This is a genomic window from Streptomyces sp. 130 (genome assembly GCF_007096885.1).
GTDB lineage: Bacteria > Actinomycetota > Actinomycetes > Streptomycetales > Streptomycetaceae > Streptomyces.
Genome location: NZ_VJNO01000023.1, coordinates 61,935 through 75,901, shown reverse-complemented (window position 1 = coordinate 75,901; position 13,967 = coordinate 61,935). Strand labels below are relative to the sequence as shown.

The window sequence follows — 13,967 nt, the reverse complement described above, 5'->3', positions numbered from 1 at the left end:
CGGACCATGAACGTTGTGACCCCGGACGGCGGCGACAGCGTGGCGGCCTTCTCCTGGCCCGGCGTGCTGGCCCCCCTGCTGCGCGGCGAGGACCTGAGCGCCGACGCCACCGCGTGGGCCATGGACCGCGTCATGAGCGGCGAGGCCACCGACGCGCAGATCGCCGGTTTCGCGGTCGCCCTGCGCGCCAAGGGCGAGACGGTCACGGAGGTCTCCGGCCTGGTCCGCGCGATGTACGAGCACGCCACGACCATCGAGGTGCCGGGCCGGACCGTCGACATCGTCGGCACCGGCGGCGACATGGCCAAGACGGTCAACATCTCCACCATGTCCGCGATCGTGATCGCGGGGACCGGCGCCAAGGTCGTCAAGCACGGCAGCCGCTCCGCCTCGTCGGCCAGCGGCTCGTCCGACGTGCTCGGGAAGCTCGGCGTCAACCTGGAGCTGAGCCCGCGGCGCGTCGTGGAGGTCGCCGAGGAGGCGGGCATCACCTTCTGCTTCGCGGTGAAGTTCCACCCCGCCCTGCGCCACGCGGCCAAGGCCCGTGCGGAGCTGGGCGCGCCCACCACGTTCAACATCCTGGGCCCGCTCACCAACCCGGCCCGGGTGCGCTCCCAGGCGATCGGGGTGGCCGATCTCCGCATGGCCCCCATCGTCGCGGGCGTCCTCGCCGAGCGCGGCAACTCCGCCCTGGTGTTCCGGGGCGACGACGGGCTGGACGAGCTGACCACCACGGCGACCTCGCGGGTCTGGGTGGCCCGGGACGGCGTGGTCCGCGAGGAGACCTTCGACCCGCGCGACGTGGGCGTCGAGCTGGTCCCGGTGGAGGCGCTGCGCGGCGCCGACGCCTCGTACAACGCGGATGTGGCGCGCCGGCTGCTGGCCGGGGAGACCGGTCCGGTCCGGGACGCCGTGCTGCTCAACTCGGCGGCGGCGCTGGTCGCGCTGGACCCGGGCGAGGGGTCGCTCACCGAGCAGATCCGGGCCCGGATGGCCGAGGCCGCCGAGGCCATCGACTCGGGTGCGGCCGGGCGGGCGCTGGAGAGATGGGTCGTCGCCAGCAACGCGTGAGCGCGTCGAAGTGAGCCAGGGCGCAGTCCGGATCGCGGACTGCGCCTTGCGCGTTCCCGTACGTATGGCAAGATGCTGCGCAGGTCATGAGTGACAGCGACTACGGCCCCGGCCCGCTGTCCGGCAACCCTCCGTCCGTGGCGGGGTGCCCCGGGTGAAGACCGGGCCGCAGGCAGCGAGGTCTGCGGCAAGCGCGGACCCCTCGACGTCGCGTGACGTCCACCCGTGGGGTCCTTGGTCCTCAGGGAGCCTCTTGTGAGCAAGCGAATGCGATAGGGCCCCGGCGGCGGCTTGCCGCCCAGGCCCTTCTCCGCACATTCCCCTTTTCTTCCGTTCCGTGCTGCCGCATGTCCGCATGCGCCCGGAACTCGCCTGCCTCTTACGGGAGTTCGCCATGTCCGTCTTCACCGCTGCCGCCGACCAGTCGCTTTGTCCCCCGCTGCCGGTTCTGGGGGAGGATGTCCTCGTCCCGCTGGTCACCGGTGGCGAGGTCGGCTACGCCGCGCTCGACTACGCCGCGAGTGCCCCGGCGCTGAAGCGGGTCTGGGACGACGTGGCCGCCTACGCCCCGTACTACGGCAGCGTGCACCGGGGCGCCGGATACCTCTCGCAGCTGTCCACGGACCTCTTCGAGTCGAGCCGGGCCACCGTGGCGGAGTTCCTGGGCTGCCGGCCCGAGGACCAGGTGGTCTTCACCCGCTCCACCACGGATTCGCTGAACCTGCTGGCCGCCGCGCTGCCCGCCGACTGCCAGGTCTTCGTCTTCGAGACCGAGCACCACGCCTCGCTGCTGCCCTGGCGCGACGCCCGCGTCACCTACCTGAACGCCCCGCGCACCCCCGCCCAGGCCGTCGCCGTCCTGGAACGGGCCCTGGCCGGCCGGGAGCCCTACGGCCCGGCGCTGGTCTGCGTCACCGGCGCCTCCAACGTGACCGGCGAGCTGTGGCCCGTACGGGAGCTGGCCGCCGCCGCGCACGCGCACGGCGCCCGGATCGTCCTGGACGCCGCCCAGCTCGCCCCGCACCACCCCGTGGACATCGCCGAGCTGGACGTGGACTGGGTCGCCTTCTCCGGCCACAAGCTGTACGCGCCGTTCGGCTCGGGCGTCCTGGCCGGCCGGGCCGACTGGCTGCGCGACGCCGAACCGTACCTGGCCGGCGGCGGCGCCTCCCGCACGGTGGCCCGGCGCGCGGACGGCGGCGTGGACGTCGAGTGGCACACCACCGCCGCCCGCCACGAGGCCGGCTCGCCCAACGTCATCGGCGCCTACTCCATCGCCTCCGCCTGCAAGGCGCTCACCGAGGCCGGATTCGACCGGCTGGTCGCCCGCGAGCAGCACCTCGTCCGCGAGGTCCTGACCGGGCTGGCCGACGTCCCCGAGGTGAAGGTGCTCTCGCTGTTCGGCGACGACGCGCCGAGGGTCGGGGTGATCTCGTTCGTGGTGGAGGGCTGGAACAGCTCCCACTTCGCCGCCGCGCTCTCCGCCGAGTACGGCATCGGGGTGCGCGACGGCCTCTTCTGCGCCCACCCGCTCGTGCGCACCCTGCTCGGCGGCGACCCGGGCGAGGCGGGGGAGTGCGGCGCGCCGGAGGCCCGGCCCGGCGAGAGGTCCCTCAACGCGATCCGGGTCAGCTTCGGCGCCGGGACTCCGGACGAGCACGTCGAGCGCTTCCTGCGCGCGGTCCGGGAGCTGGTGAGCGACGGGGCGCGCTGGAAGTACCGCACCGAGGACGGCCGTTGCGTGCCGGACCGGGGCGCCGCCCAGGTCTGAGGGCCGGGCGGCGGCCGGAGGTGCGGAAAGGCCCTACGCGTCCAGGCCGATGGAGAACGCGGCCTCCAGGTCGTGCTGCGAGTACGTCCGGAAGGCCACGTGGGTGTCGGTCGCCTCGACGCCCTGGATCTTGCTGATCCGGCCGGGGATGACCTCGGCCAGGTCGTCGTGCTTGGCCACCCGGACCATGGCGATCAGGTCGTAGGTGCCGGTGACCGAGAAGACCTCGCTGACGCTGTCCAGCGCGGCGATGGCCTCGGCGATCTCGGGAATCCGGTCCACACTGGTCTTGATGAGCACGATCGCGGTGATCACGGCGGTGTTTCTCCCTCGGTGGCCGTGGCTGAAGACTTCACTCTAGGGCCTCCGGTGTCGCGCCTGTAGCGCCCCCAGGCGTAGAGGAACCCGGTCGCGAAGCCGACGACGTGGGCCAGGTACGCCACGCCCGGGCCGCTCCCCGCGCCCTCGGCGGCCAGCCACTGGAGCACGAACCAGAAGATCAGCACCACCCACGCGGGGAAGCGCAGCGGCAGGAACAGCAGGAACGGGAAGACGCTGGTCACCCGGGCCCGGGGGAAGAGGTAGAGGAACGCCCCGAGCACCGCCGAGATCGCCCCCGACGCGCCGACGAGCGTCTGGTCGGACGTGGCGTGCGCGGCGGCGTACGCGAGCAGCGCGAGGTAGCCGCAGCCCAGGTAGAACAGGGCGAACTCGGTGTGCCCCATGCGCTCCTCGGCCATCGCGCCGAACACGTACAGGAACAGCATGTTGCCCAGCAGGTGCAGCCAGCTGCCGTGCACGAACAGTGCGGTGAACGGGGTGAGCAGGGCGTGCGCCGAGCCGTCCCACAGCTCGCTCGGGATCACGCCCCACCGTTCGAAGTAGCCCGCCTGGGCGGCGAGCAGCGCGTCCGCCCCGCCGCGCACCGGGACGAAGCCGGAGAGCGGGCTGATCACGAAGACCGCGCAGCACAGGGCGATGAGGGCGTACGTCACCGGTGGCCCGCCCGAAGTGGCCGCTCGCAGGAGCCTGCCCGCGGCGGCCCGCCGATCGATCATGAACAGAGCATGACGCAAACGGAGCGAACGGGACAGACCGCCTCGCCGTGCCGGGCGCAAGCGCCGAGGCCGTAGGGTGACAGGTGGACATCCGCAGTTCGACGGCGCACCGCGAGACCCTTGTCCGGCAGCTCACGGCTCGACGAAAGAGGACGCACGATGACGACCGTTCCCCAGCCGACCGACACGACCCGCTGGCGCTGCACGCTCTGCGGGAACCTCACGCGCTTCGACGTGACGCGGTCCTCCAAGGTCGTGGAGTACGTGCACCTCGACCTGGCCGGGAAGTCGAGCGTCGAGGAACGCGAGGTGGTCAGTGAGACCATCGAGTCGGTCCGTTGTCGTTGGTGCAACGCGGTGGACCAGATCGAGCTGGTGGACAGGCCGGGTGCCGACTCCTGAGGGGGCCGGGCCAAGACAACACAATGGGGTGACGGATGGTGGAGCAGCCCGAGGGCGGCGCCGCGTCGGCCGACCGGGCCGACGACGCCGTGGAGGCGCTCGACCGCCCGCTGCCCGAAGGGGTACGGCGCCGGGTCGTCGCGCTGGTGTCCGACGCGTTCGGCGGTCTCACGGTCGCCGAACTGCCCGCCCAGCTGAGGCAGTACGCCCGCTTCACGGCGTCGCGGCGCGCCAAGTTCGCCGGGAACGCCATGGCCGCCGCCGTGGCGAACGACGACCGGTTCCGCCGCCGCATCGGTGACCGGCTCCGGGAGGCCCAGCCGGAGCTGGCGGACGCCGTGGAGTCCGGCGCGCCGCCCGCCGCCGCCGACCCGGTGGACGTGGCGGCGGCGGCGTACGTGCTGCGCCCCGACGGCTGGGTGAAGCTGGTCGCGGCGGCCGGCGAGGAGGTCCAGCGCGCCGACGCCGAGCGGGCCGGCGAGGAGAGCCGGCGCGAAGTGGCGCGGCTGCGCGAGGAGCTGGCCGAGGCCAGGGCGCACACGAAGAGCGAGACCGAACGGCTCCGCGCCGAGCTGGACGCCGCCCGCAAGGAGGCGGACTCCCTCCAGCGCAAGCTGCGCAGCGCGCTCAACGAGGTCAAGCGCGGTGAGGCGGCGCTGCGCCGGGGCCGTGCCGAGACCGAGGCCGTGCGCGCCGAGGCGGCCGCCCAGGTGTCCGCCGCCGAGAGCGAGACCCGGCGGCTGAGGGCGCGGCTCGGGGAGGCGGAGGCGTCGGCCGAGGCGAGTCGCCGGGCGGCCCGGGAGGGGCGCTCGGTCGAGGACATGCGGCTGCGGCTGCTGCTGGACACGGTGCTGGAGGCGGCCGGCGGGCTGCGGCGCGAACTGGCGCTGCCGCCCTCCTCGATGCGGCCGGCGGACGGTGTGGACGCGGTGGAGCCCGGCCGGATGTCGCCCAAGGACATCGCGGCCAGGGCCCTGTCGGAGACCGACCCGGCGCTGCTCGACCAGCTCCTGGCGCTGCCGCAGGCCCATCTGATCGTGGACGGCTACAACGTCACCAAGACGGGTTATCCGCAGATGCCGTTGGAGAAGCAGCGGCTGCGGCTGCTCGGCGGGCTCTCCGTCCTCGCGGCGCGCACCGGCGCGGAGATGACGTGTGTGTTCGACGGGGCGGAGCTGGCCGCCCCGGTGCTGCTGGCGCCGCCGCGCGGGGTGCGGGTGCTGTTCAGCAAGCCGGGGGTCACCGCCGACGAGCTGATCCGTCAACTGGCGCGCGCGGAGCCGCCGGGGCGGCCCGTGGTGGTGGTCTCCACCGACCGCGAGGTGGCCGACGGAGTGGCGAAGGCGGGGGCCAGGCCCGTTGCGTCCGCCTTGCTCCTGAAGCGGCTTTCGCGGGTTTAGCGTTCCTTGCGGGGAGTTCGGCCGAGATCAGGGAACGGTCCGTCAAGTCGCCGCTACGCGCCGTGGGGTGTGGGTAAAGAAGTGCCGTGTGTGACGAGTTTTTTCCTGTGAGGATTTGAACTGATCACAAGATGGTCACTAGGGTCGGGCCTCGAACCTTCGCGCGGTCGATCACCCACCCGGGGTGGCGGCGAAGGAACCGCCGAGTCCGTGACGTGCACGGAGCCGGGGACCCTCCTCCCCCCACAGATCCGGTAGGCGGCTCGAGGAAGAAGGAGCTCGCCTTCGTGGCGTCCCACCGTCGTCCCAAGCAGCCGAGCCGCACTCGTGTGACCGTGCTCACCGCGACCGCAGCCGCGGCCGTCGCCCTGTCCTCCCAGGCCGCTCACGCCGACCCCAAGCCGACCAAGAACGAGGTCAAGGCGAAGGTCGACAAGCTCTACCACGAGGCCGGAGCGGCCACCGAGCAGTACAACGGGGCCAAGGAGAAGCAGGAGAAGCTCGAGAAGCAGATCGATGCGATCCAGGACAAGGTGGCCCGCGGCCAGGAGGAGCTCAACCAGCTCCGTTCCGGCCTCGGCTCCCTCGCCGCCGCGCAGTACCGCTCCGGAGGCATCGACCCCTCCGTCCAGCTCTTCCTCTCGTCCGACCCGGACAGCTTCCTGGACCAGGCGTCCGCGCTCGACCAGCTGACGGCCAAGCAGGCCGAGGCGCTGTCCAAGGTCCAGGAGAAGCAGCGGGCCCTCGCGCAGCAGCGCAAGGAGGCCCAGGACAAGCTGAGCGACCTCGCCTCCGTCCGCAAGACGCTCGGCGAGAAGAAGAAGAAGCAGCAGGCGAAGCTGGCCGAGGCGCGCCGCCTGCTCAACACCCTGACCGAGGCCGAGCGGGCGAAGATCCGCCAGGACGAGGCCCGCGCGAGCCGCGACGCCGGCACCCGGGTCGAGCTCGGCAACGAGGTCCCCGCCTCCGGGCTCGGCGCCGCCGCCCTCAACGCCGCCGCCACCCGCCTGGGCAAGCCGTACGTGCCCGCGGCCACCGGCCCCAACTCCTTCGACTGCTCTGGCCTCACCATGTGGGCCTACGCCCAGGCCGGCGTCAACATCACCCGCACCACGTACACCCAGGTCAACCAGGGCCACCGGATCGGCGTCAGCCAGCTGGCCCCCGGCGACCTGGTCTTCTTCAACGGGAACGAGCACGTCGGCCTCTACGCGGGCAACGGCCAGGTCCTGCACGCCCCGTACCCCGGCGCCTACGTGCGCTACGAGTCGATGAGCACCATCGGCAGCATCTACGCCGCCGTGCGCATCTGAACCGCGCCCGAACGGGCGAATTCCCGCGCCCCGTACTGACGCCCGCCCCGCCGGAGACCACAGGTCACCGGCGGGGCGTCACTGTGTGTGGCCCCCACCGGTCCGGCGCGTCTTTGTCCGCTCCGTGATCACGCGGCTACTGTCTGCCTGCTGCCGCGGCTCCCGTACGTCGGTCCGCCCGCCCGGGCGGCAGGGGCCGCGCGCGTCTGCGCACAGCGGAAGGGAGCGCGGCGTCCTGTGGGATCCCATCGCCGTTCCACACCACCCGGTACCGGCCGCGCTGCCCGGGCCACCGTCCTGACGGCGGCAGCCGCGACCGCGGCCGCGACACTCGGCGCCGCCACCGCTAACGCCGAGCCGCACGACACCCCGAGGTCCGCCGGGGCCCGCGTCGACCGCCTCTACGCCGAGGCCGAGCGCGCCACCGAGCGGTACAACAGGGCCGGCGAGGACGTGACCCGGCTGCGCGGCGAGTTCAGCCGGGCCCAGGACCGGGCCGCCCGCGGCCAGGAACGCATCAACCGGATGCGCGAGGAGCTGGGCTCGGCGGCCCGGGCGGAGTACCGCGCGGGCGGCATCGACCCCTCGCTGGCCCTGCTGCTCACCTCCGACCCCGACAGCTACCTCGACCGGGCCGCCGCCGTCACCCTGGCCGACGCCCACCGGACCTCCGCCCTCGCCGAACTGCGCGAGGCCCAGCGGGCACTCGCCCAGACCCGGGCCGAGGCCGCCCGCTCGCTGGCCGGCCTGGAGCGCCGCCGGGAAGCCGTCGGCCGCCACAAGCGGACCGTCGAACGCAAGCTCGCCCGCGCCAGGCAGCTGCTGCAGTCGCTGCCGGCCTCCGAGCGGGCCGGCCTGGCCCGCGCCTCGCGCGACGGGCGGGACCCGGCCGCCGGGCTCCCGGCCGGGCTCCCGGCGGGCTCGTCCCGCGCCGCCGCGGCCGTCCTGGCCGCACAGCAGGCGCTCGGCCGGCCGTATGTGTGGGGCGCCAACGGGCCCTCCGGGTTCGACTGCTCCGGGCTGATGCAGTGGGCCTGGGCCCAGGCCGGGGTGAGCCTGCCCCGGACCTCGCAGGCCCAGCGGTACGCCGGGCACATGGTGCCGCTGTCCGAGGCCCGCCCCGGCGACCTCGTCGCCTACCGGGCGGACGCCAGCCACATCGGGATGTACGTCGGGAACGGCCAGGTCATCCACGCCCCGTACCCGGGCGCCCCGGTCCGCTACGACCCGGTCGGCATGATGCCCGTCTCCTCGGTCACCCGGGTCTGACCCCGGGCAGAGCCCGTACGCTCGTGATGTGGTCGAACGGGTGCGCATACGTGGCGGGCGGCGGCGGGCGGCGGGTGCCGTCCTCGCCGCGCTGCTGTGCGCCGCCGGCTGCTCCGCCCCGGCCGACCGGGCGCCCGACAGCACCTCCCGGGGCGTCCGCGCCGCCCTGGACCGGCGCGCCGCCGCCGTGCTGGACCACGATCCGGCCGCCTACGCCGCCGTCGTCGACCCGGACGCCACCGCGCTGCGCGCCGCCCAGCGCCGGGAGATCGCCCGGCTGGCGGACGTGCCGCTCGGCTCCTGGGCGTACCGGCTGACCCACCTCACCCCGCACGGGGCGGACCGGGTCACCGCCGACGTCACGCTCGGCTACCGGATCGCGGGCTACGACAGCGCCCCGGTCTCCGTCGACCGGGTCGTGGACCTGGCCCGCGACCCGGCGGACGGCCGCTGGTACGTCACCGCGGACCGGGCCGCCGACGGTGGCGCCGGGCAGCTGTGGGAGCAGGGCGACGTCGAGGTGGTGCGCGGCAAGCACAGCCTGGTCCTGGGCGTCGGGCGCTCCCGGGACGAGCTGGACGCGATCGCGGCGACGGCGGACGAGGCGGTGCCCGCGGTCTCCGCCGCCTGGCCGGAGCGGTGGGCGGGGCGCGTGGTGGTGCTGGTGCCGGACAGCGTGACGGAGATGGGCCGGCTGCTCGGGTCGCCCGCCTCCAACTACAAGGGCATAGCGGCCGTCACCACCGGCGAGACCGGCTCCACCGGGAAGGCCCCCGCCGACCGGGTGATCGTCAACCCGGAGGCGTACGCCCTGCTCGGCGGGTTCGGGCAGCGCGTCGTCCTCACCCACGAGACCGCGCACGTGGCCACCCGCGCGCGGACCTCGTCGGCCACCCCGACCTGGCTCTCCGAGGGCTTCGCGGACTGGGCGGCCTACCGGGACCAGGACCGCACCGCCGAGGAGATCGCCCCCGAGCTGGCCGACGCGGTCCGGGCCGGTGATCCGCCGGCCGCTCTGCCCGAGGACGAGGACTTCGCCTTCGCGGGGGACGCGGACCTGCTGGCGAAGGCGTACGAGGGCGGCTGGCTGGCCTGCGAGCTGATCGCCGACCGCTGGGGCGAGGAGAAGCTGTTGGCCTTCTACCGGGCCGTCGGCGCCCACCACGGGCGCGACGGGGCGGTCGAGGACGCCCTGCACGAGGTGCTGGGCACCACCCCCCAGGACTTCACGGCGCGCTGGCGGGTGTATCTGCGCGACCGGCTGGACTGAGCGCCGGCTCCGCCGCCTCGCGCCCCGGAGTCCGTACCGTGTCCCGCCACAGCCGCAGGGCCGCCAGCACGCACGCGGCGACCAGCAGCCCGTTGCGCAGGAACATCAGCGCCAGGCCCTGCGCGTCGCTCGACACCACATGGACGAATCCGATCGGGAACTCCAGCTGCGTCACCCCCGTGGCCGCCACCACCAGCACGGCGGGCCACCCCATCCGGCTCTCCCGCAGCACCAGGCACACCGCCGCGAGACCGACCAGCCACAGCATGTACTGCGGGCTGATCACCCGGCTCGTCGTGGTGAACAGCAGCACCGCCGTGAACGCCGCGTCCGCCGGCGTACTCACCCCGAACGTCCGTGCCCGCAGCCGCCACACCAGCAGCCAGCCGAACGCGGCCACGCTCAGCCCCAGCGCCAGCGTGCTCACCAGCGGTACGTGCGGCCCCAGGAACTCCAGGGAGCCGTAGTGCAGCTCCACCCGGCCCTCCCAGCCGAACTGCCGCCACACATGGAAGACCAGCGCCCCCAGCGACTCGACCTCGGTGCCCCGGTCCCGCTGGAAGCCGAGGAACGCCAGCGCGCCCGGCGCCGCCGCCACGCACACCAGCAGCAGCCCGGCCGCGACCGCCGCCGCCGTCGCCCAGGCCAGCCGGGTCGCGCGCCCCCGGGCCGTCCCGGCCAGCAGCAGCGCCGGCCACACCTTCAGCAGCGCCCCGAAAGCGGCCAGCGCCCCCAGCACCCGGGGGTGCCGCAGCCCGGCCAGCAGCGCCGCCACCGCCACCGCCGTCACCATCACGTCGTACCGGGCGTACGCCGTCGTGCCGAGCAGCGGCACGCCCGCCACCCACACCCACACCCCGGCCGTCCGGCGGCCCGGGCCGTCGCTCGCCCGCAGCAGCATCCCCAGGACCAGCGCGTCGCACAGGAACGCCAGCACGAAGAAGGCGGTGGCATAGTCCAGGAACGGCAGCAGGGCGGGGGAGAGGACCGCCAGGGCGGCCACCGGCGGGTACTGCCAGGTGACGTCGGACTCCGGGTAGGTGCCGGAGCGCAGCACCTCGGACCAGCCGTGGTAGATCACCGACACATCGCTCGTCACGTCGAGTCCGGGCGGGGTGAGCACCTTGGTCACCCAGAGCAGCAGCACCGCCCTGGTGAGCGCCCACACCGCGAAGGCCGCCGGACGCGTGCCGCTGGAACCCGTCATGACCTGCCCTCACCCGTCCTGTGCGCCGTACGAAAGAGCCATGATGCCCGTACGCCCTGTGCGCGGGCCATTAGGCACGGCCGCCGGGCCCGGTACTGTCGGCGGCGATGGACAAGACCTTGATCGTGACCAACGACTTCCCGCCCCGCCCGGGAGGCATCCAGGCGTTCCTGCACAACATGGCGCTGCGGCTCGACCCCGACCGGGTCGTCGTCTACGCCTCCACCTGGAAGCGCGGGGCCGAGGGCGTGGCCGCCACCGCCGCCTTCGACGCCGAACAGCCCTTCACCGTCGTCCGCGACCGTACGACGATGCTGCTGCCGACCCCGCGCGTGACCCGGCGCGCCACGGAGCTGCTGCGCGCGCACGGCTGCTCGTCCGTCTGGTTCGGCGCCGCCGCCCCGCTCGGCCTGATGGGCCCGGCGCTGCGCGCGGCGGGCGCCCGGCGGCTCGTCGCCACGACGCACGGCCACGAGGCGGCCTGGGCGCAGCTGCCCGCGTCCCGGCAGCTGCTGCGCCGGATCGGCGAGGGCACCGACACGCTGACCTACCTCGGCGAGTACACCCGCTCCCGGATCGCCGCCGCGCTGACCCCGGCCGCCGCCCGCCGCATGGTTCAGCTGCCGCCGGGCGTGGACGAGAAGGCGTTCCGCCCGGACTCCGGCGGCGACGAGGTCCGGGCCCGGCTCGGGCTCACCGAGCGGCCCGTCGTGGTCTGCGTGTCCCGGCTGGTGCCCCGCAAGGGCCAGGACACCCTCATCCTCGCGATGCCCGCGATCCTGGCCGCCCAGCCGGACGCGGTCCTGCTGATCGTGGGCGGCGGGCCCTACGAGGACGACCTGCGGGGGCTCGCCGCGCGCACCGGTGTGGCGGACTCCGTGCGGTTCACCGGGCCGGTGCCCTGGTCCGAGCTGCCCGCGCACTACGGGGCCGGGGACGTCTTCGCGATGCCCTGCCGGACCCGGCGCGGCGGCCTCGACGTGGAGGGCCTGGGCATCGTCTACCTGGAGGCGTCTGCGACCGGGCTGCCGGTGGTGGCCGGTGACTCCGGCGGCGCCCCGGACGCGGTGCTCGACGGCGAGACCGGCTGGGTCGTGCGCGGCGGGGAGCCCGGCGAGGCGGCGGAGCGGATCACCGCGCTGCTGGGCGACGCGGAGCTGCGGCGGCGCATGGGGGAGCGGGGCCGGGCCTGGGTCGAGGAGAGGTGGCGCTGGGACCTGCTCGCCGAGCGGCTGCGCGAACTGCTCTGACACGCGGACGAGGAGGGGGCCCGCACCGGTGTGGTGCGGGCCCCCTCCTCGTCCGCGTACGTCTCACGAGCGGTAGAGCGACTCCACCTCGTCCGCGAAGTCCTTCGCGACGACATTCCGCTTCAGCTTCAGCGAGGGCGTGATGTGGCCCGCCTCCTCGGTGAACTGGGCGCCCAGGATGCGGAACTTGCGTACGGACTCGGCCTTGGAGACCGCCGCGTTGCCGTCGTCCACCGCGCGCTGGACCTCGGCGATCAGCTCCGGGTCGTCGCGCAGCGACAGCGCGGTCGCGCCGGCCGGCTTGCCGTGCTCCTCGGCCCAGCGCCCCAGGAACTCCTCGTCCAGCGTCACCAGCGCGCCCACGAAGGGCCGCCCGTCGCCGACCACCATGCACTCCGCCACCAGCGCGTGGCCCCGGATGCGGTCCTCGATGACGGCGGGCGCGACGTTCTTGCCGCCGGCCGTGACGATGATCTCCTTCTTGCGGCCGGTGATCGCGAGGTAGCCGTCCTCGTCCAGCGTGCCGATGTCCCCGGTGTGGAACCAGCCGTCCGCCAGCGCCTCGGCCGTCGCCGCCTCGTTCTTCCAGTAGCCGGAGAACAGGTGCTCGCCGTGGAGCAGCACCTCGCCGTCGTCCGCGATGCGCACCACGGAACCGGGCAGCGGCTGGCCGACCGTGCCGATCTTCTGCCGGTCCCAGGGGTTGAAGGCGGTGGCCGCGCAGGACTCGGTCAGGCCGTAGCCCTCCAGGACGGTGAAGCCGATGCCCCGGTAGAAGTGGCCCAGGCGCTCGCCGAGCGGGGCGCCGCCGGAGATGGCGTGCTCGCCGCGCCCGCCGAGCACCGCGCGCAGCTTGCCGTAGACCAGGCGGTCGAAGACCTTGTGCCGGAACTTCAGGCCCAGCGAGGGGCCCTGCGGGGTGCCCAGCGCGCGGCTGTAGGCGATGGCGGTGTCGGCGGCCCTGTCGAAGATCTTGCCCTTGCCGTCGGCCTGCGCCTTGGCGCGCGCCGCGTTGTAGACCTTCTCGAAGACGCGCGGAACGCCGAGGACCAGCGTCGGGCGGAACGCGGCCAGTTCGTCGGTGAGGTTCTTGATGTCCGGGACGCAGCCGAGCTTGATCGGCGCCATCACCGACGCGACCTCGACCAGCCGTCCGAAGACGTGGGCCGCGGGCAGGAAGAGCAGAACGGAGCACTCGCCGGTACGGAAGAGGGGCTTGAGCCGCTCCACCACGTTGCCGCACTCCGCGAAGAAACTGCGGTGCGTCAGCACGCAGCCCTTGGGGCGGCCCGTGGTGCCCGAGGTGTAGACGATGGTGGCCGGGTCGTCGGCCCGGGCGCTCCTCATCCGGAGATCGAGTGCCTCGTCCGTGATCTCCCCGCCGGCCGCCGACAGCTGCCGGATCGCGTCGTCGTCGATCTGCCAGATGCCCTTCAGCTCAGGCAGAGCGTCCCGCACCGAGGCCACGGACGCCTGGTGGGCCGCGGACTCCACGATGCACAGGGTGGCGCCGGAGTCACCGAGGATCCACTGGATCTGCTCGGGGGAACTGGTCTCGTACACGGGCACGGTGACCGCGCCGGCGCTCCAGATCGCGAAGTCCAGGAGCACCCACTCGTAGCGGGTACGGGAGAGGAGCGCGACCCGGTCGCCGGGTTCCACACCGGCGGCCATCAGCCCTTTCGCGACGGCCCGGACCTCGGCCAGGAACCGCGTGGCGGTGACGTCCGTCCAGACGCCCGCCACTTTGCGGCTCATCACCGCGACGTCGGGATGCTGAGCGGCATTGCGGCGGATGAGATCCGTCAGGTTGCCGTCCGAGGGGACCTCGTACAGGGCCGGAAGGCTGAACTCGCGCAAGACTGCTGCTCCTCATCGGGCTCCGGTGCCACGGCTCTGTGTGACGCACCGGCGCGGTCCAAGATGGCGGGTGCTCAGTGGGGTGAGCACGACTGG

Annotated in this window: 12 protein-coding genes and 1 riboswitch; of the genes, 8 read left to right on the top strand and 4 right to left on the bottom strand. The window is 73.8% G+C overall.

What is annotated here, in order from left to right:
* Window positions 1-6: 6 nt before the first annotated feature.
* Together trpD and FKN01_RS20270 are read left to right on the top strand one after the other, a co-directional pair.
* Complete coding sequence (trpD, locus tag FKN01_RS20275) at window positions 7-1,071, top strand: anthranilate phosphoribosyltransferase (protein WP_143622609.1); 1,065 nt, start codon at window positions 7-9, stop codon at window positions 1,069-1,071.
* Between the two features lie 82 nt (window positions 1,072-1,153).
* Window positions 1,154-1,271, top strand: a riboswitch (SAM riboswitch).
* A 194-nt stretch (window positions 1,272-1,465) separates the two neighbouring features.
* Window positions 1,466-2,842 (top strand): aminotransferase class V-fold PLP-dependent enzyme, encoded by a 1,377-nt coding sequence (locus tag FKN01_RS20270; protein ID WP_143622676.1) that lies wholly within the window; start codon window positions 1,466-1,468, stop codon window positions 2,840-2,842.
* 33 nt (window positions 2,843-2,875) lie between these two features.
* On the opposite strand, the gene FKN01_RS20265 is transcribed toward FKN01_RS20270, so the two are convergent.
* Together FKN01_RS20265 and FKN01_RS20260 are read right to left on the bottom strand one after the other, a co-directional pair.
* A complete protein-coding gene (locus tag FKN01_RS20265; RefSeq protein ID WP_143622607.1) occupies window positions 2,876-3,157 on the bottom strand; it encodes an Lrp/AsnC family transcriptional regulator in 282 nt (93 codons plus the stop codon).
* Complete coding sequence (locus tag FKN01_RS20260; RefSeq protein ID WP_185992916.1) at window positions 3,154-3,900, bottom strand: rhomboid family intramembrane serine protease; 747 nt, start codon at window positions 3,898-3,900, stop codon at window positions 3,154-3,156. The genes FKN01_RS20265 and FKN01_RS20260 overlap by 4 nt, the downstream gene beginning before the upstream one ends.
* Before the next feature lie 159 nt (window positions 3,901-4,059).
* Here FKN01_RS20260 and FKN01_RS20255 point away from each other — a divergent pair, with 159 nt between their 5' ends.
* The 5 genes from FKN01_RS20255 (at window position 4,060) to FKN01_RS20235 (ending at window position 9,554) form a co-directional block, all read left to right on the top strand.
* Complete coding sequence (locus tag FKN01_RS20255; RefSeq protein ID WP_143622605.1) at window positions 4,060-4,302, top strand: hypothetical protein; 243 nt, start codon at window positions 4,060-4,062, stop codon at window positions 4,300-4,302.
* A 38-nt stretch (window positions 4,303-4,340) separates the two neighbouring features.
* Entirely contained in the window at window positions 4,341-5,702 is a 1,362-nt protein-coding gene (locus FKN01_RS20250; protein ID WP_185992919.1) for an NYN domain-containing protein, read from the top strand.
* A gap of 287 nt (window positions 5,703-5,989) precedes the next feature.
* A complete protein-coding gene (locus FKN01_RS20245; RefSeq protein WP_185992915.1) occupies window positions 5,990-7,015 on the top strand; it encodes a C40 family peptidase in 1,026 nt (341 codons plus the stop codon).
* Between the two features lie 237 nt (window positions 7,016-7,252).
* Entirely contained in the window at window positions 7,253-8,284 is a 1,032-nt protein-coding gene (locus FKN01_RS20240; RefSeq protein ID WP_143622601.1) for a C40 family peptidase, read from the top strand.
* Window positions 8,285-8,312: 28 nt separating this feature from the next.
* The gene (locus FKN01_RS20235) at window positions 8,313-9,554 is read left to right on the top strand and encodes a hypothetical protein (protein WP_143622599.1); all 1,242 of its coding nucleotides are present in this window, start codon (window positions 8,313-8,315) and stop codon (window positions 9,552-9,554) included.
* Here the strand turns inward: FKN01_RS20235 and FKN01_RS20230 are convergent.
* Window positions 9,511-10,761, bottom strand: coding sequence for a glycosyltransferase family 87 protein (locus tag FKN01_RS20230; protein ID WP_143622597.1), 1,251 nt, complete (start codon window positions 10,759-10,761; stop codon window positions 9,511-9,513). The genes FKN01_RS20235 and FKN01_RS20230 overlap by 44 nt on opposite strands.
* A gap of 107 nt (window positions 10,762-10,868) precedes the next feature.
* Here FKN01_RS20230 and FKN01_RS20225 point away from each other — a divergent pair, with 107 nt between their 5' ends.
* Window positions 10,869-12,011 (top strand): glycosyltransferase family 4 protein, encoded by a 1,143-nt coding sequence (locus tag FKN01_RS20225; protein ID WP_143622595.1) that lies wholly within the window; start codon window positions 10,869-10,871, stop codon window positions 12,009-12,011.
* A gap of 63 nt (window positions 12,012-12,074) precedes the next feature.
* On the opposite strand, the gene FKN01_RS20220 is transcribed toward FKN01_RS20225, so the two are convergent.
* Window positions 12,075-13,871: a long-chain fatty acid--CoA ligase gene (locus FKN01_RS20220; protein ID WP_143622593.1), complete on the bottom strand. Its 1,797-nt coding sequence runs from the start codon at window positions 13,869-13,871 to the stop codon at window positions 12,075-12,077.
* Window positions 13,872-13,967 lie beyond the last annotated feature (96 nt).